20 protein-coding genes and 4 pseudogenes are annotated in these 23,698 nt (G+C 59.3%); 14 read left to right on the top strand and 10 right to left on the bottom strand.

What is annotated here, in order from left to right:
* Window positions 1-1,776, top strand: a 1,776-nt coding sequence (locus tag ACOI1H_RS15620; protein ID WP_422438760.1) for an FtsK/SpoIIIE domain-containing protein, incomplete at its 5' end; no start/stop codon positions are given.
* A gap of 4 nt (window positions 1,777-1,780) precedes the next feature.
* Here ACOI1H_RS15620 and ACOI1H_RS15615 read toward each other — a convergent pair.
* A complete protein-coding gene (locus tag ACOI1H_RS15615; protein WP_422438762.1) occupies window positions 1,781-2,194 on the bottom strand; it encodes a protein NO VEIN domain-containing protein in 414 nt (137 codons plus the stop codon).
* A gap of 364 nt (window positions 2,195-2,558) precedes the next feature.
* Here ACOI1H_RS15615 and istA point away from each other — a divergent pair, with 364 nt between their 5' ends.
* From istA to ACOI1H_RS15600, 3 genes are all read left to right on the top strand, one after another.
* A complete protein-coding gene (istA, locus tag ACOI1H_RS15610) occupies window positions 2,559-4,088 on the top strand; it encodes an IS21 family transposase (RefSeq protein WP_422438759.1) in 1,530 nt (509 codons plus the stop codon).
* A 10-nt stretch (window positions 4,089-4,098) separates the two neighbouring features.
* Window positions 4,099-4,857 carry an IS21-like element helper ATPase IstB gene (istB, locus tag ACOI1H_RS15605; protein WP_422438758.1) on the top strand — a complete coding sequence of 253 codons (759 nt, stop codon included), beginning with the start codon at window positions 4,099-4,101 and terminating at the stop codon, window positions 4,855-4,857.
* Between the two features lie 288 nt (window positions 4,858-5,145).
* Window positions 5,146-6,656 (top strand): IS3 family transposase gene (locus tag ACOI1H_RS15600; RefSeq protein WP_422438761.1). Its coding sequence is split into 2 segments (ribosomal slippage): window positions 5,146-5,572 and window positions 5,572-6,656, totalling 1,512 coding nucleotides; the frame shifts between segments, so codons are not numbered across the junction.
* 2,469 nt (window positions 6,657-9,125) lie between these two features.
* On the opposite strand, the pseudogene ACOI1H_RS15595 reads toward ACOI1H_RS15600, so the two are convergent.
* Together ACOI1H_RS15595 and ACOI1H_RS15590 are read right to left on the bottom strand one after the other, a co-directional pair.
* Window positions 9,126-9,584 (bottom strand): annotated as a pseudogene (locus ACOI1H_RS15595) (sacsin N-terminal ATP-binding-like domain-containing protein); the annotation flags it as partial.
* A 204-nt stretch (window positions 9,585-9,788) separates the two neighbouring features.
* A complete protein-coding gene (locus tag ACOI1H_RS15590) occupies window positions 9,789-10,109 on the bottom strand; it encodes an integrase core domain-containing protein (RefSeq protein WP_422438757.1) in 321 nt (106 codons plus the stop codon).
* 546 nt (window positions 10,110-10,655) lie between these two features.
* Here ACOI1H_RS15590 and ACOI1H_RS15585 point away from each other — a divergent pair.
* Together ACOI1H_RS15585 and ACOI1H_RS15580 are read left to right on the top strand one after the other, a co-directional pair.
* Complete coding sequence (locus ACOI1H_RS15585) at window positions 10,656-10,886, top strand: alpha/beta hydrolase (protein WP_422438756.1); 231 nt, start codon at window positions 10,656-10,658, stop codon at window positions 10,884-10,886.
* Between the two features lie 532 nt (window positions 10,887-11,418).
* Window positions 11,419-12,608, top strand: a protein-coding gene (locus tag ACOI1H_RS15580) for an IS3 family transposase (protein WP_422438755.1) whose coding sequence is annotated in 2 segments (ribosomal slippage) — window positions 11,419-11,677 and window positions 11,677-12,608 — 1,191 coding nt in all. Because the reading frame shifts where the segments join, the coding sequence is not laid out codon by codon here.
* Here the strand turns inward: ACOI1H_RS15580 and ACOI1H_RS15575 are convergent.
* From ACOI1H_RS15575 to ACOI1H_RS15565, 3 genes are all read right to left on the bottom strand, one after another.
* Window positions 12,596-12,787 carry a hypothetical protein gene (locus tag ACOI1H_RS15575; protein ID WP_422438754.1) on the bottom strand — a complete coding sequence of 64 codons (192 nt, stop codon included), beginning with the start codon at window positions 12,785-12,787 and terminating at the stop codon, window positions 12,596-12,598. The genes ACOI1H_RS15580 and ACOI1H_RS15575 overlap by 13 nt on opposite strands.
* Before the next feature lie 26 nt (window positions 12,788-12,813).
* Window positions 12,814-13,338, bottom strand: coding sequence for a hypothetical protein (locus ACOI1H_RS15570; protein WP_422438753.1), 525 nt, complete (start codon window positions 13,336-13,338; stop codon window positions 12,814-12,816).
* A 362-nt stretch (window positions 13,339-13,700) separates the two neighbouring features.
* The gene (locus ACOI1H_RS15565; RefSeq protein WP_422438752.1) at window positions 13,701-14,012 is read right to left on the bottom strand and encodes an ArsR/SmtB family transcription factor; all 312 of its coding nucleotides are present in this window, start codon (window positions 14,010-14,012) and stop codon (window positions 13,701-13,703) included.
* Window positions 14,013-14,107: 95 nt separating this feature from the next.
* On the opposite strand from ACOI1H_RS15565, the gene ACOI1H_RS15560 reads away from it, so the two are divergent.
* The 5 genes and pseudogenes from ACOI1H_RS15560 to ACOI1H_RS15540 all read left to right on the top strand — a co-directional run bounded on the left by ACOI1H_RS15560 (window position 14,108) and on the right by ACOI1H_RS15540 (window position 17,537).
* On the top strand, window positions 14,108-14,542 hold the full coding sequence (locus ACOI1H_RS15560; protein ID WP_422438751.1) for a YeeE/YedE family protein: 435 nt from the start codon (window positions 14,108-14,110) through the stop codon (window positions 14,540-14,542).
* Between the two features lies 1 nt (window position 14,543).
* Entirely contained in the window at window positions 14,544-14,987 is a 444-nt protein-coding gene (locus ACOI1H_RS15555; protein WP_422438750.1) for a DUF6691 family protein, read from the top strand.
* Entirely contained in the window at window positions 14,984-15,901 is a 918-nt protein-coding gene (locus ACOI1H_RS15550) for an MBL fold metallo-hydrolase (RefSeq protein ID WP_422438749.1), read from the top strand. Before ACOI1H_RS15555 ends, ACOI1H_RS15550 begins: the two co-directional genes overlap by 4 nt.
* Before the next feature lie 54 nt (window positions 15,902-15,955).
* Window positions 15,956-16,754, top strand: a pseudogene (locus tag ACOI1H_RS15545) (SulP family inorganic anion transporter); the annotation flags it as partial.
* A 372-nt stretch (window positions 16,755-17,126) separates the two neighbouring features.
* Entirely contained in the window at window positions 17,127-17,537 is a 411-nt protein-coding gene (locus ACOI1H_RS15540) for a hypothetical protein (protein ID WP_422438748.1), read from the top strand.
* 15 nt (window positions 17,538-17,552) lie between these two features.
* On the opposite strand, the pseudogene ACOI1H_RS15535 reads toward ACOI1H_RS15540, so the two are convergent.
* Window positions 17,553-17,828: pseudogene (locus ACOI1H_RS15535) on the bottom strand (transposase); the annotation flags it as partial.
* On the opposite strand from ACOI1H_RS15535, the pseudogene ACOI1H_RS15530 reads away from it, so the two are divergent.
* Window positions 17,719-18,151: pseudogene (locus ACOI1H_RS15530) on the top strand (transposase); the annotation flags it as partial. The pseudogenes ACOI1H_RS15535 and ACOI1H_RS15530 sit on opposite strands and share 110 nt — an antisense overlap.
* Before the next feature lie 150 nt (window positions 18,152-18,301).
* Here the strand turns inward: ACOI1H_RS15530 and ACOI1H_RS15525 are convergent.
* From ACOI1H_RS15525 to ACOI1H_RS15515, 3 genes are read right to left on the bottom strand one after another with little or no spacing between them, the layout of a single operon-like run.
* Window positions 18,302-19,426 (bottom strand): C4-dicarboxylate TRAP transporter substrate-binding protein, encoded by a 1,125-nt coding sequence (locus ACOI1H_RS15525; protein ID WP_422438747.1) that lies wholly within the window; start codon window positions 19,424-19,426, stop codon window positions 18,302-18,304.
* A gap of 37 nt (window positions 19,427-19,463) precedes the next feature.
* Complete coding sequence (locus tag ACOI1H_RS15520) at window positions 19,464-20,774, bottom strand: TRAP transporter large permease (RefSeq protein ID WP_422438746.1); 1,311 nt, start codon at window positions 20,772-20,774, stop codon at window positions 19,464-19,466.
* Window positions 20,771-21,283 carry a TRAP transporter small permease gene (locus tag ACOI1H_RS15515; protein ID WP_422438745.1) on the bottom strand — a complete coding sequence of 171 codons (513 nt, stop codon included), beginning with the start codon at window positions 21,281-21,283 and terminating at the stop codon, window positions 20,771-20,773. The genes ACOI1H_RS15520 and ACOI1H_RS15515 overlap by 4 nt, the downstream gene beginning before the upstream one ends.
* Window positions 21,284-21,420: 137 nt before the next feature.
* On the opposite strand from ACOI1H_RS15515, the gene ACOI1H_RS15510 reads away from it, so the two are divergent.
* Window positions 21,421-22,299: a LysR family transcriptional regulator gene (locus ACOI1H_RS15510; RefSeq protein WP_422438744.1), complete on the top strand. Its 879-nt coding sequence runs from the start codon at window positions 21,421-21,423 to the stop codon at window positions 22,297-22,299.
* Window positions 22,300-22,415: 116 nt separating this feature from the next.
* Window positions 22,416-23,156: an alpha/beta hydrolase gene (locus ACOI1H_RS15505; RefSeq protein WP_422438743.1), complete on the top strand. Its 741-nt coding sequence runs from the start codon at window positions 22,416-22,418 to the stop codon at window positions 23,154-23,156.
* Window positions 23,157-23,698 lie beyond the last annotated feature (542 nt).

The following is a 23,698-nucleotide window of genomic DNA, read 5'->3' as shown; positions in this document are numbered from 1 at the left end:
CGTCTCGTCGATAGCGATCGGTTCGAGCCGGCAACGAAGCGTTCGGCGTGTCGAGATCTCCTGCGACTGCTCGTCGCCAAGCCCGAGCTGGATATCGCGATTCCACATGCCGACGACCGGACTCGGTTTGCGGAAAGCTTGCTGCGCGGGGATGTTAATGTGACAGTTCGAGGATGTTCAGTCGTCGTGATACACGACCAAAGAACAGACCAGACATCGGGCTGGCCGGTTCGACTCGATGGCGGTGAAGACAGCTGGCAGCATGCCCTTGGCCCGGAGAACCTCTCCGCCATCATGGCAGGCTCATTCGTTTGCCAAGACACTGGCTACCTGTTTTCGAGCCCACAGAAAATTTCGGCCGAAACTGATACGCCTGAGCACGAGAGCTCCCCTGCCCCAACCAGCGTGATCCCAGGCATCGAAGACCCGATTTCGGATAGCTCTGCCCCGAATGAGAAACATTCGGCCGACCCAGGACCAGAGAGCCCGGAAGTGGCCGACCTCGCAAGTGCCGAATGCGAAGTCGAAACCGCAGCACGTGGTCTTGCAGCGTTTCCACCTCTGATCGCTGAACATCTGGCGAAAATGGGAGCTCGACCGGAGGCGCTGGAGGGCCGTGGTGATGTCGAGGCCGAAGCGCAGCGCATGGCGCAAGAGTTGCAGGCAGCCTTGGTCGAAAACGGTGTGCAAGCAGACTTCCACGATCCAGCATTCACCACGACACCCAACGGGACACTTATCCGGTTCCGCGGTCACAAAACGCTCACCGAGAAGGCCATTCGGGCCAAGAGTTCGGAACTGCGCACAACGTATGGGATCGACGTCGCGTATATCCGCCCGGGATTGGGTTGGGTTGGTGTTTTCGTCGCCGCAAGCAAACGTCGGCTCGTTCATGTAAGTGAACTCTGGACACACGCCAAATGGAGGCCGGAGGCACCGACAGGCAATGTCTCCCTTCTCCTTGGCCGCCGAGAAGACAATGGCGGTCCGCTCTGGCTCAATCTGGACAGTGCACACGGCGACCAACCGCAGCACGCGCCACATACCTTGATCGCCGGTGAGACAGGCAGCGGCAAAGGTAATTTGCTCCAGAGCATCTTGTTGCAACTGGCTGCAACTAACGACCCTAAAAACCTTCGCCTCAAGTTGATTGATCCCAAAGCGGGCGCCGATTTTTTCTGGATTGCAGACGTCCCTCATCTCGATGGCGGCATTACTGCGACATCAGACGAAGCCACCAAGGTTTTCAAGGATCTCGTCACCGAGATGAACCATCGTTACGAGCTCTTTGGTGAGAATAAGGCGCGTGATATAGATCAATACAACGCGCGTGTTTCGGGCGAAAACCGGTTGCCGCGTATTGTTGTAGCCCATGACGAAATTGCCAGCTGGATGATTGGCTCCGATACTTATCGTCAATCCGTAGAGGCCGCGTTGACGGATTTGGCAATGAAAGCCCGCGCCGCGGGCATCTACATCATCTTGATCACCCAGCGGGCTTCACAAGATGCCATTCCGCCCAACATCCGTGAGAACCTCGGGAATCGTCTTTGCCTGAAAGTCGCTTCCGACAGGGGATCTGTCCTTGCACTTGGCGAACCAGGTGCAGAAAATCTTCTGGGGCGTGGTCATCTTGCTGCGTCACTCTCAGGCGATAATCCATCGGGCGCACCATTCTTTATCGCTCAGGTTCCCTTCATCTCGCAACAAGATCTTGAACGGTTCGGCGAGTTGATTGTCCGGAGTTGGCCATCTATCACCCTGAAGGAAGGTTGAACATTTACTTTGCGATCTCAAATTTCAGCCGGGTCGCACCGGCACCGACTTCTTTGAACAAATCCCGCCCGGCAGCGCTCAAAGGGTTCGGTAGCTGCATAACATGCCATCGTGAGGGATCAAAAACGAAGGGGACATACAAAATTCGATATTTTCGAGTGCCGTCAGAAGAACATTCGGCAGCCACTCGCATCTCATTCTGCGTGAACTCGAATTCGAATGCATCGTCCAGGTTAGACTTTACTTCGTAGCGCCATTCGACATCGGCGGTCTGGACGCAGAAATCGTATCCAAGTGTGTCGTCCCCCTCCCAGTTTATCTCGAGCAGACCCCGGTTCTCAGAGACCCAGGAACGGTCGTCATATCTCTTCTTATGCTTCTCAGTGAGATAACGGCTGGCAAGATCCCCCTCTGTCAGGGTTGTTGTCCGCTGCTCTACTTTTCTCTAATTTTCAGGTGGGCGGGATAGGACAATGACGTGGGATACTCACCAGAACGAAAATCGGCTGTTCTGAAGCGGATGCTGCCGCCGAATAACTTGGCCATTCGGCAGCTTTCGCAGGATGAAGGGATTTCCGAGGCTACACTGCACAAGTGGCGGGCTGATGCGCGCAGCATGCGTATTCCGGGGTGATGCGCCCACCGATTCCGATTTGATGCGCCCACCCATTCCGATTTCATCCGCCCACCGATTCCGGGGTATGCGCCCACCCCTGTGACGTGCTGCTGCGAGGCAATCTGTAACCGGCTACCTTCCGTCCTTTTGGCGCGAAGGAAGCCCGATGAAGAGATTGCCGATGCGGAAGATACGAGACGTTTTGCGGCTGTCAGCCGAGGGATTATCGACGCGCCAGATTGCAGCAAGCCTGGCGATCGGGCGCACCACCCTTCGGGGCTATCTTGAGCGTGCCGACGAGTTGGGCCTGAGTTGGCCGCTGCCGCCAAGTCTTTCCGACACTGACCTTGAACGGCAAATCTACCCCCGGACGGCGCGTGATGTGTCGAACCGAGCGACCCAGCCTGACTGGGCGCATGTCCACCGCGAGTTGCGCCGCAAGGGCGTGACGCTGTCGTTGCTGTGGGAAGAATATCGCGCCGATCATCCGGAAGGCTACGGCTATTCCCGGTTCTGCGAGCTGTATACGCGGTGGGAAGGCAAGCTGTCGCCAGTGATGCGCCAGCGTCATCCGGCGGGCGAGCGGCTGTTTGTCGATTACGCAGGGCACACGATCGACGTGATTGACCCCATGACCGGCGAAGTGCGCACGGCACAGCTGTTCGTCGCCACGCTGGGGGCCTCGAATTATACGTATGCTGAGGCGACGTGGACCCAATCACTGCCGGACTGGATCGCAAGCCATGTGCGCGCCTTCGACTTTCTCGGGGGTGTGACGGCGCAGATCGTCTCCGACAACCTGAAGGCCGGGGTCACCAAGGCGTGCTTCTACGACCCCGCGATCAACCGGACCTACGCGGATATGGCCACGCATTACGACACGGCCGTTGTGCCCGCACGGCCCCATAAACCCAAGGACAAGGCAAAGGTTGAGGGCGCAGTTTTGCTGGTTGAACGCTGGATTCTGGCGCGGCTGCGCAATCGTCAGTTCTTCAGCCTCGGGGATGTGAACGCTGCCATTCGCCCGCTTTTGGACCAGCTCAACGACAAGGTCTCGCGCCATCTCGGCGCCAGTCGCAGGCAGCTGTTCGAGCAGCTGGACAAGCCCGCCCTGAAGCCGCTGCCGGTCGCGCCTTATGTCTATGCCGAATGGAAGAAGTGCCGCGCCGGGCTCGATTACCACATCGCGATCGACCGGCATTATTACTCCGTGCCCTATCAGTTGCTGAAGACAGAGCTGTGGGCGCGCATCACCGCCCGGACGGTCGAAGTCTTCCATATCGGGCAGCGTGTCGCTTCACATGTGCGCACCTCCGGCAACGGGCAGCACTCCACGCAGCGCGATCACATGCCAGCGCACCACAAGTTCCGCGAAGATTGGACGCCACAGCGCATCCAGGCCTGGGCCGCGCGTATCGGGCCGAACGTTGCGATCTTCGCCGAGGTCGTGATGCGCGACCGCAAGCACTGTGAACAAGGCTATCGCACCTGTCTGGGCGTGATCCGGCTGGCTGACAGGTTCGGTCGGGACCGCCTCGATGCTGCCTGCCGACGGGCGCTTGAAATCAACGCGCGATCCTACTCATCAGTCCATTCGATCCTGAAGAATGGGCTGGACAGCAAGACCCGGGCCCGCGCCACGGAGGAGCCTGCCATCAATCACCCCAACATCCGTGGCGCCGATTACTTCCACTGAAAGGACACCCATGCTTACCCATCCAACCCTCGATCACCTGAAGGCCCTGCGGCTTGACGGTATGGCCGAAGCCTTCGTCGAACTGCAATCTCAGGATGGTGCTGCTGACCTCAGCCACGCGGAATGGCTTGGCCTGCTGGTTGACCGTGAGGTCGCCAGCAGAGAAACCAAGCGCTTCGAGGCCCGCATGCGCTCAGCCAGGCTGCGCCATGTGGGTGCCTGCCCGGAGGATGTCGATTACCGTGCGCGGCGCGGCCTCGACAAGGCGCTGTTCCAGAGCCTGCTCACGGGCAAGTGGATCACCGACAAGCGCGGCCTGATCATCACCGGCCCTTGTGGGGTCGGCAAGACATGGCTCGGCTGTGCCCTGGCGCAGGCGGCCTGTCGCGACGGCGTCACCGTGGTCTACAAACGGATGCCGCGCCTCTTCGAAGAACTGGAACTGGCCCATGGTGACGGTCGCTTCCCTCGCTTGTTCCGCAGCATCACCAAAGCGCAGCTGCTGATCCTTGATGACTGGGGGCCGGACCGGCTCACGGCCACGCAGCGCCGCGATCTGATGGAAATCGTCGAAGAGCGATACGGCCGCGGCTCAACCATGATCACCAGCCAGTTGCCCATCAAAGCGTGGCACGACGTCATCGGCGAGCCGACGTTCGCCGACGCCATCCTCGATCGCATCGTCCACAATGCCTACCGTATCGAGCTGGAGGGAGCGTCCATGCGGAAAACCATCGCCAAAATGGATGACGAAACGCCTCAGACCTGATACCCGAAACACGCTGCCTCACGGCAACGCGTCACCGGTGGGCGGATACCCCGGAACAGGTGGGCGCATGTTGTCGGAATGAGTGGGCGCATGCTCCGGAATACGCACGCAGCAAGGGGCAGCTTCTGCCTGACGCTGACGCTGGCCCTGAGGGTTGGTCTTCGCGCGACAACCCCCCGTGTCAGCGTAGTTGTCCGCCGCTCTACTTTTCCTCTATTTTACAGGTGGGCGGGATAGGACAATGACTTGGGATATTCACCGGAACGGAAGGCGGCTGTGCTGAAGCGGATGCTGCCGCCGAACAACATGGCCATTCGAGATTTGTCGCACGAGGAAAGGATTTCCGCGGCGACGCTGCATAAGTGGCGCGCTGAAGCGCGGGGCAAAGGGCAGCTTTTGCCAGACGCTGATGCGGGCCCCGAAGGCTGGTCGTCGCGTGACAAGTTCGCGGCGGTGTTGGAGACGGCGGCGCTCAATGAGGCCGATCTGGCTGAATACTGCCGCAAACGCGGGCTTTTTCCCGAGCAGATCAAGGCATGGCGCGTCGCCTGCGAACAGGCAAACGACTGGGATCGCAGCAGCACGGCCCGGATCAGCCAAGCAACTAAGGAAGAGAAGAAGCGGGTCAGGGAGCTGGAGCGGGATTTGGCCCGCAAGGACCGCGCATTGGCAGAAACCGCAGCGTTGCTTGTCCTGCGAAAAAAGGCCGCCGCGATCTGGGGGGACGGAGAGGACGCATGATCAGCACCCCACATCGCCAGACCGCAGTTGTTCTGATCAACGAGGCCGTCACCGCTGGCGCGCGGCGCGCCAAAGCCTGTTCCGAGCTAGAGATCAGTGATCGCACTTTGCGACGCTGGACGAAAGGCGGCGAGATTCACGCCGATCAGCGCCCCCTCGTGCTGCGGCCGGAACCCGCCAACAAGCTAAGCGCGGCTGAACGCGCGACCGTGCTGGACACCTGCAATTCGGAAAGCTTTGCCAGCCTGCCACCCAGCCAGATCGTGCCGAAGCTGGCCGATCAGGGACGCTATCTGGCATCCGAGTCCAGCTTCTACCGCATCCTGCGCGCTGATGGACAGCAACAGCACCGTGGCCGGGCCAAGCCGCCTGTCCGGCGCAAACCACCCACCAGCTATAAGGCCAGCGGGCCCTGCGAGGTCTGGACCTGGGACATAACCTGGATGCCCGGGCCCGTCGCGGGCATGTTCTACTACCTCTACCTGATTGTGGACATCTACAGCCGTAAGATTGTTGGCTGGGAAGTCCATGAGCGCGAGAGCGCAGAGCTGGCGGCCACCCTGATCCGGCGGGCGGTCATGGCCGAGGGCTGCATCACGCGACCGCTGGTGCTGCACGCCGACAACGGCAGCCCCATGAAAGGGGCGACGATGAAAGTGACCATGGAGAAACTAGGCATCACCGCGTCCTACAGCCGCCCGCGCGTGAGCAACGACAACCCCTTCTCCGAGGCCCTGTTCCGAACCTGCAAATACCGTTCAGACTGGCCGACGAAGGGTTTTGCCACCAAGACTGACGCCCAGGCTTGGGTGAAATCCTTCGCGACATGGTATAACGGCGAGCATCTGCACAGCGCCATCCGCTTCGTCACTCCGGGCGCACGCCACGCTGGCCATGACCGCGCAACGCTGGCAAACCGCGCCATGCTCTATGCAAATGCGCGTGCGCAAAACCCAGAACGCTGGTCAGGCAAAACGCGCAACTGGCAACCCGCCGGACCCGTCTGGCTCAACCCAGAAACCGAAATCAGCGCCCCTGAAATCAGAGACGCCGCATGAAATCGGCGGACAACATGTTTGACAAACACCGACAAGTTCGCGGCGGTGTTGGAAACGGCAGCACTGAACGAAACTGATTTGGCCGAATACTGCCGCAAGCGCGGACTCTAACCTATCCCGCGGCCGATCCAAGTAGCGCGGGGGACGCCGACGTCCGTCCGTGCTCGCCCAAAGCTCGTCGGGTCGGCAAAAGAGATCATCCTCTCCATCAATCGGCATCCAAGGCGATTTCGCGAGAAACACTGCGGCAGGTGTAAGGAGTTTGGTCTCGTTCTGGTCCCTCCCCCATCGCTCGTATCTACCAAGATGCCAAGTCGCCCAACCGGTGTCGCCCTGAGCCGCCTGCACCATCGCCAATTCGGCCAGACGCCGCCTCGTTTCAGGTTGCATCATGTCATGCTCGATCTGTCCCGGAAATCGCCACAATTCGCCTCTGCGCGAGTAGTCGGTTTGTGGATTAGGAAGATCGACATGAACGTTGGCTGCGATCCACGAAGCGTTGCGTCCCGCCTTAGGTTCTTTGCTCTTGAGGAAGCCATGCCAAGTGTGAACTGGCGTTCCGATCTCTGGTGCTGATTCGTCCACCAATAGGGGAAGGCCGTCCTTGACCCCGGCGACCTTCAGGAAATCCGTCCAATTTTTCCGCATTGCAACCGACTTAGGAATCCACGGCGCTTCCGAAATTAGCAGCATCTGCGCAGCTTCCGCGCAATCGGGCGACAAGGGCGACGCCTCGGCAAGATAGGTGCTCAGGCTTCTACCTTGTGGCGTCCAGCCCTCAGAAAAACGCGCAGTGGTTGCGGGTTTCCATCCGCTAATTGTCTCGACTTGAAGATCAATCCTCGCCAAGATCTTGTCGCATTTAGAGCCCTCGGCCCGCCAAACGTCAAAAGCCCACTTGAGAGCGGCTTCCCGTCTCTTTGGAGCAGCCCGGTCGCCAAAAGTCGCTGGGATCGCGTCTAAGACCTCCAAGGCATCGTATCGCCTCACAAGTCCCGCCTGAACAAAGTCCGCTAAGACGTCGGCTGCCAATGGCACTTCGTCATCCAGGATGGAGAACTTGCTCGCCAATGACTTCGGTGGAAACGGGGCTTCATCTGACTTCCTGCGCCGACTTAAGGCCTCGCGCACGAAGACGGGCGTTTCCGGCCCGACGCCCATGGCAGCCACGGTCCCTCCGTCGCGACTTCGTAAAATCCGTTTGCCGCCAAGCTCACGAAGGGCACGAACTGACGGAAATGCCTTTCGACACTCCTCATAGAATGTGCCCCAAGTCCTGGGTGACGAGTGGTCGGAGGTAAGCGACGCGGCGACCGCCTCAATCCATTCTGCCAAGTCTTTTTCATTTGGGACGGCCCTGAGCGGTATTGTCTTCAGCGTGCCGCAAATTCGCTCGAGGCGGCGTGGACCGAGGTCTGGGTTGGCGAGATCGGCAACGCCCGCCTTAACGAATCGCCGAACACGCAAGAGGCGATAGCCCTTCTCTTCCCAGACGTAGGAGGACTGAAGGGAGCACCATCCCCCTCCGGCCTCTGGAACAACTTCGAGTTCCCGCCAGTTAATCCCACGTCGCTCACAAACGCGAGTGAGGCGCGAAAGATCTTGTGGGTCCCAAGATGCCAGATCGAAGACGACGTTCCTGAAGGCTATTTCGGATAACGTCTTGAGTTCGTTTGCAGCCCTCACGGCCGTATCGGCGAGTTCATCGAGAAAAAAGGCGTTGAGAGGAAGGTCGAAGTTAGCGCGTCGCCTGTCAATTGAGGCATAGAACGGGGCGTCGATATGCCCCGCCAACGGAGACTTCATTTCGGCGGCCATTGGTAGGAAGTTGTAGACCCTTCCCTGCTCGAAATCCTCGGTCCTCAAAGGGATCGCGACCGACACTTTGGGATTGCCCTCCCAGTCCCGCCAGCGGACAAGCTGCGACTCCTTGGCTATGCTCGCATCAATGGCGTCATTGAGCCGCTCAAGATCGACAGGCCTGTGCACCACGATGTAGCGGCGGCGGCCAGGTTCGATCGACACAACCTCGTAGTCAATGTCCGACGCCATAACTGGCACTGGCTTGTCCAAGACCCTACGAGTTAGCCTACGCCGGGAGACGATGCCCTCGTCGTGGATTTCAACGACCACTTTTTCGATTCGCTCGAGAAACAGCAGCAACGGCACGTCGGTCTGCGAAAGTGCGACAATCTGCGATCGAGCCAATGAGACTGCCGCATGACTTCGTAGAGGTAGGTGCACAACGGTGGCATAACCCTCCTTCGCGAAACTGGTAATATCGTCAGACTGCAAATCGATTGGCATGGCCGCCAGGTATCTTGGCAGATCGCGAGCTACTTTGGCGGCCAATTCCGGTGAGGTTACTCGCCTCGCAGCTTGTTCGATTTCGCGGCGATGCGCAAAGCGAAAACAAAAACCGTCAAACGTTTCCGTGCACTTAGCCTGTGCCTGAGAGTAAATTCTTATATCGTCGGTGAGCGTTTCAACCGACCTGAATCCCAACCCCTTGTTCCCAATACCATCGCCAACAGATTTGCTGGATAATCCGATGTTGCGTATAGCATCGACGTTACTCCAGTCGAAACCTTTGCCCGTATTAGCGACATAGAGATCTGCCCGTTCAGGGCTATGCACTACAAACTTTAGAAAAATTGATCCGACGCTTCCATCGATGTGCGCATCGTGGGCGTTTTGGAACAACTCGAATATGACTCGATCACCATATTCGCCACTGATCACTTCACCAAGACTGCGCAGGCTTTCATATGATCGAAGACCATTTTCCGCCGCCGCTGCCGCATGCTGCAACTGGTAGGTGAGGACCGCTTCAAGTTGCTCTGAAGGCGTCTTGTCAACATGTCCTGAACTGAAGAATTGGGACGGAGTATGCTCTACAGCAGCCTTTGATGCGAATTCGTCCTCCATATCTGTGCGACCATCCCGTATTCTATGTATTTGTCACGTTTCGATAACAGCGTCGAAGGAGCAAGTGCAGTGCGGAAATTTTCATCGTTCCGCTATCAGTGTGACCTGCCCCCCGTAAAATCGCACAGTTCTATTGCAGAGACTGCACAACCTTGCGCTGATCCCCAACCTTGGACCGCCGGATGCTGGAGTTTACAGGCTCGGTCATGACGACGGACTAATTGTGCCGCCGGTATAATCCAGGGCCTTCGGGATGTTATATCCGATCGTGCTTTGGGGGCGGTCTTCGTTGGTGTGCCTACGCAAAGTCTCCAGCTTTTCTTTGGAATCTGCAAGGCTTATGAACCAGTGCGCGTTCAGACACTCAGACTGGAGCTTGCTGTTGATCGCCTCGATGAATCCGTGGCCCGTGGGCCTGCCTGGGCGTGAGACATCCAGAGTGAGAACATTAGCATAGGCGGTCGCGGGAGATGAGTTCGCAGCCGCTGTCGACCCTGATAATTTTGGGATAGCTGACGCGGACATAGACCCGTTTCAGTGTCCGGACCACATCATCGTCGCGGTAGGTAAAGCGGGGACCGGCAGCCGACAAAAGCGCGAGTGCGTATCAACGATGATCAGAACCCGCAGCTTGTTGCCCATCGGAGGCGATCGAGGACGGCGAGGGTGACGCCCTGATCAGCGAGGCGCGGGCGGTCGATAGGTTTTTTGGCGATCTCAGTGAGCGAACAATTGTCGAGGCCATTCGCCCCCGCACTGAGTGTAAGCACGGGGTTGTTGCAGGCAATTAATACGCGTGCAGTCGATATCGCAGAAAGTTCGGACAAGGGAACTCAATTCGAAAAGGAGCGCGGCACGACTTTCTGGCGTTCTCCGCAGGGATCGTCTGCGACTGCACGATTACGGCAAAAGAAGCGCATAATATCCGCAATCGCTTTCATGAACACAGTGATCTCGCCGAAGCTCCCGTGATCTCTCACCTGCGCGGAGCTGTCGATAATACCTTGGCAGTCGTCATCCTTGTCGATGCCGAAGCCGAAGACACCCGCGGCGGCGATGCAGGAGCGGTTCGTGCCGGCCTGGGCGCCGGGCCTTATGCTGCGGCTGCTGAAGCAGCCAATCCTTGTTTTCCAATCGCGAGAGGATCACGTCGTGGCACCGGAAAACGGATCGCGTATCGTGCGCGAAGTCGGATCGTCAGACGTCACGTTGCAGTGGCTGGACCGATCCTTTCACGTCGCAACACTCGACCACGGCCGGGACGATATCGTAACCCGCATCTCCACCTTCATCACAGGCTAATTCTTGCGATGTTGCCCCCTGCCCTTATGGCGGCCCCGTTCCTGATGTGACACTGATCATGAAAAAGCCTAAAAAGCATCGGCAGCCGTCTTGTGCCTGCGACACTAATCCTGACTCAAAGGTGAACCCCATGCCACTCCGCTCCGCTTCGCTGTAAAAGCGTTCCCATGGCGCAGATTGCAGAAGGATGATCGCAGCGCCGCAGGAATGGGTCGCCACACCAAGGTCGGTTCAGGACCGACTGCTACTTTACCCATTGCGCGAGACCGTCCAGGATGGTCTTGATTTCAGCTCTTCGGGCCGGATGAAACGTTATCGTTCGGTGTCCTGCTCCATAGCATCGCGAAGCCGCTGGTGAAAGCCAGAAAGAAATTCACAATGTTACTTCGTCCCTGTAAAATCAGCCAATCTTGTATTTGAAGAAACGATAGAAAGTCCTGTAGGGAGTCATAGAAGGGGCAGTTGAAGTGACGTTGCCCCCTGCATCTAATCCAGTTTGAGGTAGACTCTGGCCCAATCGAAAGGACCAGATATGAAGCGCAGCAGATTTACCGAAGATCAGATCATTGGCATCCTGAAAGAGCATGAGGCCGGAATTTCCGTGGCCGATCTATGCCGCAAGCACGGTGTCAGCGATGCAACTGTCTATAAATGGAAAGCCAAGTATGGCGGCATGGATGTCAGTGAGGCGAAGCGGCTGAAGGCGCTGGAGGATGAGAATGGCAAGCTGAAGAAGCTTCTCGCCAACGCCATGTTGGATAATTCGGCTCTAAAGGACCTGCTTGGAAAAAAATGGTAGCGCCCGCCGCGAAGCGGCAAGCGGTCGCACATCTTGTGGCGGGTCACGGGATGAGCGAACGGCGGGCGTGTCGGGTCATCGGTTGTTGCCGGATGACCATGCGCTATGAGACGATCCGACAGGATGATCCCGTGCTGCGGGAGAGGCTGAAGGAACTGGCACGGGTGCGCCGGAGGTTCGGCTATCGGCGACTGCATGTGTTTTTGCGGCGCGAGGGCTATGCGGTGAACCACAAACGCCTGTTCCGCATCTACCGCGAAGAGCAACTGAATGTGCGGCGCCGGGGCGGGCGCAAGCGGGCGATCGGCACGCGGGCTCCGATGGTGCTGCCGCTGATGCCGAACCAGCGCTGGTCGCTGGACTTCGTCTCGGACCAGCTGACCGATGGTCGCCGCTTCCGGATCATGACCGTGGTCGATGACTGCACGCGCGAATGCCTGGCCCTGATCGCGGACACTTCGCTGTCGGGCGCACGGGTGGCGCGTGAACTGGCGCCCCTGTTCGACGCCCGCGGCAAACCCCAGACGGTGGTCAGCGATAACGGGACAGAGTTCACCTCGAATGCGATCCTGAAGTTCGTGGATGATCGCAAGTTTGACTGGCATTACATCGCGCCCGGAAAGCCCACACAGAATGCCTTCATCGAAAGCTTCAACGGTCGTCTGCGGGACGAACTGTTGAACGAAACCCTGTTCACATCCCTGCAACATGCCCGCGTCACGCTGGCCGCGTGGCGCACGGACTACAATACCGAACGCTCACACTCCCGCCTTGGCTGGCAGACGCCCGCCGAGTTCGCCCAGACCTTCACCCCGCAACGGGGCCTGACGCTGCGCAATCCTCAAAACTCCGCGCCAGTCCCCGTTGCTCAACTCGCCGAAAACGGCAAAACTCAACCTCGGAGTCTCGCTCACGCTGGATAAAAGTTGGGGGCAACGTCAGCTTCCATGGCCATCAGGCATTTGGGTTGCTGTGCCACGAAGGCGAGCAACTGCCCCCGCGACAGTTTCTTGCGAAACGCGACCGAACCTTCGCTGCGCGCGCCGTGCAGTTGGAAAACGCGCTTTGCCAAGTCGATACCGATGAGAGTAACTTCGGACATGGATGCTCCTTCCTTTTGTGATGGCTTCAACACTCACCACAATGGCACATTGCGATGCCGTCGGGAGGGGCATCCACGCCATCAACAGAGCCGTTCCTATCGAGTAAGGAGATAGCCGCATCCCCCTTGAAGTAAGCTTCCGCGTCCTTTGGTATCAACGATTTCGGGTAGCGCCTCGAGAACTCGACTGCCTCCAGCCCGGACACGACAAGTGGCACGCCGGAGATCCTAACAAAGATCGACATCGCAGTGAGATAGGGAAACGCGTCGCCCGCGGGCAGCACGGAACAGTCGAGGTCGCCATCTACGATGCGTGAATATACGGCTGAAAGGTTCATACGGCGAATATTGGTCGTTCCCCTGAATTCTAAAGAAGTTTCTTGTCCAGTCTGCAAAAAATTCCCGGCACCAGCAGTCTCGGAAGGCCAGCTCTCAAGCCAGCTGAATTGCCGGAATTTTGCGTCCAATATCCGGGATTTTACGACCTGTGCCCGGGATTTTGCGTCTTTGCGCCGGGATTCTGCGTCAATATGCCGGAATTTTGCGTCCAAACGCTCAGCAAGCTACTGATTACTAAAATGTATTCTCGTTCCTGAATTAAGAAGAAACATAGAATCAACAGGAATCAGCCGCGGCTGAGCCACAGCCGAGCTTGTCCGAGCCTGACTTTTACTTCCGTAGGCATTCAGGAAACCTATCGATACAAATCTCCGCTTCGACGCTTTGCAAGCCACGTCGGTGGAACAATATCTGTTTCAAGAACCATCTGCGCAATCAAGTTTAATCGTGCAAAGTGAACCGAAATGAACCTCCCTAAAGAATGGAAACTGATATGCTGAAATATTCTCTCAAAGTTGCGCTTCTGAAACTGTGTGCAAAACGATTGAATGAGATTGGAGAGGCAAAGCCCTGCTCAATCCGCTGCGCGAGCACAATAAAGCCTGTGAAGTGTTTCCAGCACAGCGGCGACCTCATCGCTGGTCACACTATAGTAAATCGTCTGTCCATCACGGCGTCCCTCGACCAGACCCGCTTCCTTGAGCCGTTTAAGCTGCTGCGACATGGTGGGCTGCGACATCCCGCAGGCCTGCGCTAACGCCCCGACCGATCGCTCACCATCAAGCAACCGGCAAAGGATCTGTAACCGGTCCTCAGACGCCAGCATGCCCATCAGAGCCGCAGCACGTTGAATGTCGCCGTCCAGAAAGTCGTCGGCATTTGTCATATTCGATCCATTGAATATTCACTAATAAGAATATATTGATGTTCTAAAACAAGATATGCCTGACGGCGTTAGGAAATGTATCACGGAGTCGAGAGATGGAAACCTCATTCACCCCTTGGCTGTCGCTCGGCGGCGGCATGATGATCGGAGCATCGGCAGTGCTATTGATGGCTACTAACGGTCGTATTGCTGGTATTAGCGGCCTTACGTCGCGCATTTTTGCGCGTTCCACAGGCGGTGAGGCGCGGGGCGTGTCAGCACTGTTCGTGCTGGGCCTCCTTCTCGCCGCGCCAATCTGGCTGTGGGTGTCGGGCGAATGGCCCCAGCAATGGGTGCCGTCGAGCCCGGTGCTGATGGCGATCGCGGGTCTGCTTGTGGGCTTCGGTGCGACCTATGGCAATGGCTGCACCTCGCGGCACGGCGTCTGCGGCATCTCGCGCGGTTCCATGCGCTCGATCGTCGCGACAGCGACCTTCATGACGGCGGCCTTGGTTCCGGTCTTCGTCACTCGTCACCTGATCGGGGGCTGAGATGAAACAGATCTTCGCGCTTATGTCGGGCCTGATCTTCGGCTTCGGCCTGATCATTTCCGGGATGTCCGATCCGGCCAAGGTGCTCAACTTCCTCGACGTGTTCGGCACGTGGGACCCGAGCCTTACCTTCGTCATGGGCGGTGCCATCGCTGTGACCGCGCCGGGCTTCGCGTGGCTCACCCGCAGTCGCTCCCGCCCGTTCTTTGAGACCGAGTTCCGCATCCCGAACCGCACCGACCTCGACCCCAAGCTGCTGATCGGCGCTGCGATCTTCGGCACCGGCTGGGGCTTGGGTGGCTTCTGCCCCGGCCCGGCGCTCACCGCGCTGCCGATCGCTGCGACCGGCACGCTGATCTTCGTGCCCTGCATGCTGGCGGGCATGTGGTTCGCACGGCATACCCCTGACATCTCCATGTCCCTCAGGAAAGGAGCTTCGCAATGACCGATCCTCTGAAGAGCCGCATCGTGCGTCACTCACCCTCAACCGGTGAAGGAAGTCCCGACGTTTGGGGCATCTACGAGCCCGATACCGGGTCGATCCAGTATATCTGCGCCGACCCCAAGACGCGTCAGGCGGCACTGATTGACGTCGTGTGGAACTTCGATCCGAAGAACTATCGCTTTTCCACAGAGAGTATGGATCAGGTCCTCGACATCGTGCGCGACAACGACCTGAAAGTGCAGTGGGTGCTCGACACTCACCCCCATGCCGACCATGTCATGGCTTCGGCACATCTCAAGGAGCGCACCGGCGCCCCCAACGCGATCGGCGCGCTGGTGCCCAAGATTGCCAAGATCTGGGCTGACATCTACAATCTGCCCGAGGCCTTTGACGCGAACCGCGACTTCGACCACCTGTTCGAGGAGGGCGAGACCTTCAGGATCGGTGAACTGGAGGCGCGCGTGATGCTCTCGCCCGGCCACACGTTGGGCTCGGTCACCTATGTCTGCTGCGACGCGGCTTTCGTGCATGACACGTTGATGCAGCCAGACGCCGGCACCTCGCGCTCGGACTTTCCAGGCGGCAAGACCGCCGAACTGTGGGACTCGATACAGGACATCCTCGCGCTGCCGGGCAACACCCGCCTCAATGTCGGCCACGACTACGGCACGAAGGACCGGAAAAAGCCGATTTGGGAAGCCACGGTGGACGAGCACAGGACCCACAACATCCATGTGAAGGATGGCACGGAGCGCGACGCCTTCATTCAACGCCGCAAAGCCCGCGACGAGACGCTGGCGCTGCCGAACCGCATCCTCGCGGCGTTGCAGATCAACTTGCGTGGTGGGCGGCTGCCAGAAACCGAGGATGACGGCAACCGCTACCTGAAGCTGCCGGTGAACCGCTTCGACTGAGAGTGTCGGGCGGCCCACGGGCCGCCATCTTTCCCTCAAGACGGATCGCCCCGCATGACCCTGCCCCCGCTGTGGCGCTACCAGCCGATCCTCGACTGGGGGCGGCGCTACAACCGCTCGACCTTCACCGGCGACATGGTCGCCACGGTGATCGTGACAATCATGCTGATCCCACAATCGCTGGCCTACGCGCTGCTGGCTGGCATACCGCCAGAAGTCGAAATCTACGCCTCGGTCGCACTGATCCTGCTCTACGCGATCTTCGGCACCAGCCGTGCGCTGGCCGTGGGCCCAGTGGCGGTCGTGTCGCTGATGACCGCGGCGGCGGTGGGCAAAATCGCGCAGAGCAGCACCGCGGGCTATGTGACCGCCGCCCTGACACTGTCCTTCCTAACGGGCGCGATGCTGCTGGCGCTGGGGCTGTTCCGCCTCGGCTTTCTCGCCAATTTCCTGTCGCACCCAGTGATCGCGGGCTTCATCACCGCGTCCGGCATCCCGATCGCGGCGAGCCAGCTGCGCCACATCCTCGGCCTCAAAGGAGAAGGCCACGCGCTGGTCAAGATCCTCGGCGGTTTCTGGGCACATCTGGACGAGACCAAAGCTGATCACCGTCATGCTCGGCGTCTCTGCGACCGCCTTCATGTTCTGGGGCCGGAAAGGACTAAAGCCGCTCCTGCGCCGCTTTGGTCTCGGGCCCCGCATGGCCGACATTGGTGCCAAGACCGGCCCGGTGCTGGCAATCGTTGCCACGACGCTGGCAGTCTGGACCGTTGACCTCGGCGAACGCGGAGTTGCCATCGTCGGCGAGGTGCCGCAGAGTATACCGCCGCTCACCCTATGGGCAGTGAATCCTCCTCAGATGCTGGCGAGATCGCGGACCCGAACACCCGCACCAGCCTGTCGGAACAGGCCACGGCCCACACCGATGAATGGAAAGCCGGACAGGACTACGATTGCTTCAACCGGACTGCCGCAACGCGCAAGCGCGGCAGTGGACAGCCTTGCGGAGCGAGACGTCGATCTCTTCGCCTGCATGCCCCTGATCGGCGTCTGAGCCGGCCGCGGGCCAGCCATGCCGCCCGGGGCCCCTGCCCCTACCGCTCCGTCGGTTTACAGAAATACCCCTCGTTCCTGCGATAGAGTCCCGTAACGCTCATTCCCGGACGTGAAATCACCGCTGTCGGCGCACGCCCGAAAGGGCTTAACCTGACGACAGGAGCATATCATGCTGACAGACTACACACTCGACAACACGGCCCTCCAGCCCGACCCCAACCTGACGGGGATGACGTTCTCCGCGGGATCGCACGGCGGTGCCTTCTCCTCCGAAACCGGCCAGGAGATCTACCGGCTTCTCACCTCCCGCTTCGGCGTCGCCGTGCTGATCGGCGCCATCGTCTCGGCGCCGTCGCGGCCGCCAGTCATCGCCACCGAGCCCTGGGTGCACCGGATGGTCGGCGATGCGGGCTTCACCGACGAGATGAAGCAATACACTGGCAAGCTGGTGCGCGTCATCGTCGAGCACATCGGTGGCCGGTGGTTGCGCAAGGGCCAGAAGGTCACGGTGGACTCGCGATACAGTTCCGGCTCAATCTACACCTTCCGCGCCCTGCCCGAGGCGCGCCCCGCAGCCTGACCTGATCTGCGAAGCCAGATGTCGCGCGCCCGCCCATCCGCGGCGGGCGATCTGAACCGCCAAGGTCTTCTGTCTGCGGCGCAGGGTGCTGAAGTCGGGAACGGACCAGTTCAGCCCCGCCAGCCGGCGCAGACTGGCCACCATGCCCGCGGTCTGCCGCAAAGGCGGCTTGAAAAGCACCTTGATCGAAAGGCAGAACTGGATGGTGGCATCGGAGAAGACTGGCGGGCGTCCCAGGCCTTCATGCGGCGCCAGCCAAGCCATCTCCTTATCAACCGAGACCTTCAGTGACGCTGCCATCCATACATGCTTGTCCATGAAAGTGCTTTTCGGGATGGCGCGGCGTCAGACGACGGGCATCGTCGAGAGCCTGCTGCGGCTGACGGGTCTGGGCTGGCACATGCCTGACCTCAGCACCATCTGCCGACGGCAGAGGACGCTTGCGGTCAACATCCCGTATCGCGGCTCGAAAGGCCCGCTGCACCTGCTTATCGATATCACCGGGATCAAAGTTGAAGGGGAACGCCCGCAAGCATGGCGGCCGCAAACGGCGTGTCTGGCGCAAGATCCACAGTGGTGTTGACGAGCAAACACTGGAAGTCAGAGCGGTTGACTGTGCAGCGGGAGAATGGTCGTCAACGAATGTGCGGCTCAAACAGGTTAATTTTTGCCGCCGTGAAAGTTAGTCCGAGTGGGCATGTAGACATCGCCAAATGAAGGCGGCCCGAGAGCCGCCTTTACTGTCATGAAAACACGAGCGTCATTCAGTTTACGCCGTAGGTCGTCTCGTCGATCTTGTCGTAGATCTCAGTCCGCGCAAGGGTTGCCAGCGCATCGACATCTGTAGTGTCCACCTCGGCCAGCAAGCCATCCCATTTATCGACAAGAGCCTTGAAGGAGGTCAGGATCGCTTCCGGGTCTGCGACGCCCCGTTCTTTTGCAGTCGAGATCAGTATCGCTTCGTCAGCAACGACAAAGTCCGCAAGTGCGGCCTTCAGCGTGTCATCGGGGTCGACGACAGTCATGCCGCCGTCCTTGGCGGACTGGACGGCAACCTCGACGTCCTTGTCGAATTCCACCCGGTGTTCGCCCAGGTAATAGGCCATCTGATTGAACAGGACGCGTCGGTTCTCGGGCGTGATCGACTGCCAGAACGGCACGTTGTAGCCCCACTCGAACCCGGCATAGTAGTTGCCGATCGCAAGCGTGTTCATGTCGGTGACAACATCCTTCAGACTGAAGCTGTCAAGCGCGTCAGCGGCCGCCACGGCGCAATCCAACGATCCTGCGTCAAGACCAGTATACATTTCGCTCGATGGAATGGAGACCGGCACGGCACCGACGTATTCGGCGAACCGCGACCAGGCACCGCCGGCCATCCGTAGCCGCTTGCCCTTGATGTCCTCCAGCGTGCGGACCGGGGTGTTGCACTGCATGAAGTATTCGGACGTCGAATAGCCGCCGCCATATACGACTCCATTCGCCTTCCACTCGGCCTGCTGTTCGGGGTTCGTCAGGCCGAATTCGGTCGAGGCGAAGGCCATCACCAGCGGGTCAGTGTTGTAGAACGCCATGTTGCCAATCAGGTTGTTAATCGGCAGTTCGGACGGCGTATAGGTGCCCGCGTGATAGGTGACCTGCGCCACCCCGTCTCGGACGCCTTGAAGCGAGGATGCGGGTGGCAGCAGAGAGCCAGCCGAGAAGACAGTGAAATCGATCTCGCCGTTGGTTTCCTCCGCGACCCGCTTGGCAAATTCGACATAAGGCCCGCGCACCATTGAATGGCGTTCGGCAAAGAAATGATTGGCGTTGTAGCCCTCGGCCGACGCGGCAGTCGTCAGCGCGGCCAGCGCCAGGGCGGTGGATTTCAGAATGGATGTCGTGTTCACAGGTTTCCTCCCTTTGGAACGTGCAGTGGTTGTGGGGTCAGCCTGCCATCAGTGACGGCAGGTAAAGACTGAGCGCGGGGAATGCGATCAGCAGGATCAGGGTCAGCAGGTCCATCGCGATGAACCATGTCGTCCCGGAAATGATGTCGCCCAACTTGACCTTGCCGGCCAAGGCGCTGTGCAGGACATAAAGGTTCAGACCGACCGGCGGTGTCACCAGTCCGATTTCCAGCAGCTTGATCGTAATGATCCCAAACCAGATCAGGTTGATGTCCGCCCCTTCCAGGACCGGCAGCAGAACCGGCAGGGTCAGCAGCATCAGACCGATGGAGTCGATGACCATGCCAAGGATGATGAACAACCCAGCCACCATGAAGATGATGACGATCTTGTTGTCCGACACGGACAGCATCGCGTCTGTCAGGGACCGCGGCACGCCGGACAGCCCCATGAAACGCGTGAACATGATCGCGCCGATCGACAGAAAGAAGATTGAGGATGTCGCCACCACGGTCTGCCGGATGGCTGCGCGCATCGCCTCCCACGTGAAGCTGCGGCGGAGGAGGGCGATCAGGATCGCCAGAGTGGCACCGATGCCGCCCGCCTCGGTTGGAGTGAAGTAACCACCGAAAATGCCGCCCAGCACGCCCATAATTAGGACGGGAAACGGCCAGACGGACCAGAGCAGCGCCAAGAAGCGCGACGCGTCGAAGACCTCTGTGCTGCGGGGTGCCAGGTCCGGGTTGAGGGCGCAGCGGATCGTGATCATGGCCATGTAGATCAGGGCCGAGATCACGCCGGGGATGACGCCTGCAATAAACAGCTGGCCAATCGATTGCTCGGTAAAAATGCCGTAAAGCACCATCAGGATCGACGGCGGTATCAGCGAGCCCAGCGTGCCGGAGGCCGCGACCACGCCTGTCGCCAGCGACGGGTGATACTTGGCCCGCAGCATTTCTGGCACGGCGATGCGCGACATCGCAGCCGTGGTCGCAATGCTGGACCCGGAGGCCGCAGCGAATAATCCGCAGGCTCCGACACTGGCCGAGGCAAGGCCGCCGGGCACACGGGCCAGCAAAAGCTTTAGCAGATCGAATGCGCCGGTGGTCAAGCCGGTATTGGCAGCGATGAATCCCATCAGCAGGAACATCGGAATCGCGGTCAGGGACCAGTCTCCGATAAAACTGAACGGCAGCGCGCTGACAATCCCGAAGGCGGCGGTCGTGTTCAGCATGACCGAGATGCCGACGAACGAGACGATCATCAGGGCGATGCCGATGGACATGCGAAGGGCAAGCAGGCCGAACAAACTGCCGACTCCGATCCAGCCAATGGTCAACATGCTCATGCCGCGGAATCCGCGTCGTGGAGCTTCGTAACCGGACGCCCGCGCAGCAACATGATCGCGCGCATGACCGCCGCAATAGCGGCCAGCCCAAATCCCAGTGGCAACATGCAGCGTGCCGGCCAGACGATGATTTCCCGGCTGCCCATGACGACTTCGCCCACATTGAATGCGCGCACAGCATCCAGCCCGGTGCGCCACGTCATGATCGAAAGCATTCCCGTCGTGGCAATGAAGGTCAGCATCAGACTGGTCCGCTTTAGCCAGTCAGGGAAGTGATTGAACAGTAGATCGACGCTGATCTGCTCGTCGTCATATTCGACCATGGCCATCGGCAGCATGACGATCGCGACCATGTAATAATAAGATGAGATCTCGACTGTGCCCTGAATCGGTGTATTCCAGAAGACCTTCAATATGACGTCCAACGTGATGTTGAGCATCATCAGGATTATGCCCAGACCACCGACGAGCATCAGCCCATGGGTCAGTTTGCGAAATGCGCGGTCCATACATCCTCCCTGCGCGCGACCCCTCCCGGTCACAAGCCTGATCGCAGCATTCCGCACGGCCCCCCGCATCGCAAATCGCAAAGCTTGATCGGGTGATCGCACTTCGTTATCGGTGTATGATTCAATGGGAGATTGCGATGGGCCCGACACGCATCGGCATCCGTCATCTGCGCTACACGATCGCCGTCGCAGACGCCGGCGGCTTCCGCGCGGCGGCCGAGGCTTTGAACATCGCGCAGCCAGCAGTCAGCAAGACCATTCAGGACACCGAAAAGGATCTCGGGTTCGCGATCTTCCTGCGCAGCGCAGGGGTGTTCGAGATCACCGAACCAGGTCGCGTCTTTCTCGATGACGCCCGGCAGACCCTTGCAACCTTCGAGCGGACGATCCGCGCGTCCCGCCAAAACGAACTGGGCGCGCGGGGCCACATCATCGTGGGATATTCTGCACTTGCCACGTCGTCTTATATCTCGGCGGGGCTGGACAGATTTCAGAAGCGCCTCCCTGGTTGCCAAGTCGAAATGCACGTGATGTCCACGGACACCATGATGCGCAACCTGAAAACCGGCGAGATCGACATCGGCTTTCTGCTGTCCCACGACAGCGTGCAGGATGCGGAAGTCTCGCAGCAGCCAATCTGGTCGACGCAGATCGGCGTCGTTGTGCCCCGCACTCTCGACGCGGTGTCCCTCGATACGCTGCGCACCAGCGATTTCGTGATGGGCGTCCGCGAAAACTGGCGGTCGTTTCGCGCGCTTCTGGACACGGCCTTCGTCGCGCCAGGTCTGGTCCCGCGGATTGTGGACGAGGCCTGGGACGTGCAGGTGATCTTTCAGCGCGTCGCGGACGGACGCGGGCTGACCTTCTATCCGATCAGCGCTGCAGACAGTCTGCCCGCCGCACTCAAGATACTGCCAGTGCCAGACTGGACACCGGAGCTAACCATTGCAATGGCATGGAGCAAGACGGTCGACACGAAACTTCTGCAAGCCTTCCGCGACAGCTTTCCGGGATAGCCCCACGCCCGGTGATCCAATTTCGCGATCACCCGATCACACAACCTTATTTGAGCGTCGCCGTGACCTTGCGTCTTATGGGCGTGCCGACGTGAATGACGAGTGTGAATCCCGCAATGGACTATGATAGCGACCCGACTCCATTTTACCTGACCGGGTCAGGCACGGGTATGCTGCTGCTGCACGGCTTTACCAGCACACCGCAAAGTGTGGCCTACGTCGGTCGCGCAATTCACGCGGCCACGGGTGCCACACTCAGCGTGCCGCTTCTTGCAGGGCATGGAGAGACGCCCGAGGCGCTGGCGCGGACGGGATACAAGGACTGGCTGGCCTCAGCCGAAATGGCGCTCGATCAGTTGAGGACCGATTGCGACCGGGTCATCGTGGCAGGTCTGTCACTCGGCGGGACGATCGCGCTCAACCTGGCCATCCGCTTTCCGGACCGCGTCGACAGGGTTGTCAGCATCAACGGATCAACCGGGATCTATCGACCGGATCAGGTGGCGTCGTTGTTCTCGGCCGGGTCCGAGGCTTTCTACCCCGGCATCGGGTCGGACATTAGCCACCCCACCCGGCGCGAAACCTGCTACGACCGGATACCCGCGGGGACGATGCGGGAACGGTTCGTTCTGACCTGTGCGACAGGCCTCATGTTGCAGGAGCTGAAGCAGCCGATCCTTGTCTTCCAATCGCGAGAGGATCACGTCGTGGCGCCGGAAAATGGATCGCGTATCGTGCGCGACGTGGGATCGTCGGACGTGACGTTGCAGTGGCTGGACCGATCCTTTCACGTCGCAACGCTCGACCACGACCGGGACGAGATCGTAACCCGCATCTCCACCTTTATCGCAGGGTAATACTTGCGATGTAGCCCCCCTGCCCTTGTGACGCCTCGTGGAGTGCCCCCATCGGGCGATTCATATGACATGGCCTAAAACCTTCCAAACCCACTGATCCGATCACCGACCCGGAAGAGATCAGTTTCACTGGCAAAGCCTTCGTGCCGACGGGCAAGATGAGCATGGGTCTGCGATCCAGATCGGCAGCAAGCTGGCCCAGATGGGTGCGAGCCAAAAGGACACGGTCACGGACCAGACCGGCTAAGTCGTCGACTCGAACACAGCGTCTCGGCACTGCAAGACAACGCACTATGGCACGAAGATCGAGAGTGCCTTCCGGAAGATCGAGGCGGGGCATGCGATGCGCTTCGGGTAAAGGCGTGCTCTGGTGAAAGCAATGCTTGGAAAGAATGCCCGACTGATCTTTTCGGACCTCCAGTCCAATGCTTCACAGACTGAGACACAAAACCAGTTTCTCAATCTCAACACTTGACGCCATATACTTCCGTTTGCTACATATATTATATATATCAATACTTTAGCATAGAATCCTACCACCC

It is taken from the genome of Loktanella sp. DJP18 (assembly GCF_049310965.1).
GTDB lineage: Bacteria > Pseudomonadota > Alphaproteobacteria > Rhodobacterales > Rhodobacteraceae > Loktanella.
The sequence above is the reverse complement of the archived record's forward strand: the minus strand, read 5'-3'. Positions and strand labels throughout refer to the sequence as shown.

Coding starts and splice junctions, on each gene's coding strand:
- ACOI1H_RS15590 (WP_422438757.1), bottom strand. CDS start 10,109: ATGTCCGCGTCAGCTATCCCAAAATTATCAGGGTCGACAGCGGCTGCG.
- ACOI1H_RS15575 (WP_422438754.1), bottom strand. CDS start 12,787: ATGTCCGAAGTTACTCTCATCGGTATCGACTTGGCAAAGCGCGTTTTC.
- ACOI1H_RS15520 (WP_422438746.1), bottom strand. CDS start 20,774: ATGAGCATGTTGACCATTGGCTGGATCGGAGTCGGCAGTTTGTTCGGC.
- ACOI1H_RS15505 (WP_422438743.1), top strand. CDS start 22,416: ATGGACTATGATAGCGACCCGACTCCATTTTACCTGACCGGGTCAGGC.
- ACOI1H_RS15560 (WP_422438751.1), top strand. CDS start 14,108: ATGGAAACCTCATTCACCCCTTGGCTGTCGCTCGGCGGCGGCATGATG.
- istB (WP_422438758.1), top strand. CDS start 4,099: ATGCTTACCCATCCAACCCTCGATCACCTGAAGGCCCTGCGGCTTGAC.
- ACOI1H_RS15515 (WP_422438745.1), bottom strand. CDS start 21,283: ATGGACCGCGCATTTCGCAAACTGACCCATGGGCTGATGCTCGTCGGT.
- ACOI1H_RS15510 (WP_422438744.1), top strand. CDS start 21,421: ATGGGCCCGACACGCATCGGCATCCGTCATCTGCGCTACACGATCGCC.
- ACOI1H_RS15565 (WP_422438752.1), bottom strand. CDS start 14,012: ATGACAAATGCCGACGACTTTCTGGACGGCGACATTCAACGTGCTGCG.
- ACOI1H_RS15555 (WP_422438750.1), top strand. CDS start 14,544: ATGAAACAGATCTTCGCGCTTATGTCGGGCCTGATCTTCGGCTTCGGC.
- ACOI1H_RS15540 (WP_422438748.1), top strand. CDS start 17,127: ATGCTGACAGACTACACACTCGACAACACGGCCCTCCAGCCCGACCCC.
- istA (WP_422438759.1), top strand. CDS start 2,559: ATGAAGAGATTGCCGATGCGGAAGATACGAGACGTTTTGCGGCTGTCA.
- ACOI1H_RS15550 (WP_422438749.1), top strand. CDS start 14,984: ATGACCGATCCTCTGAAGAGCCGCATCGTGCGTCACTCACCCTCAACC.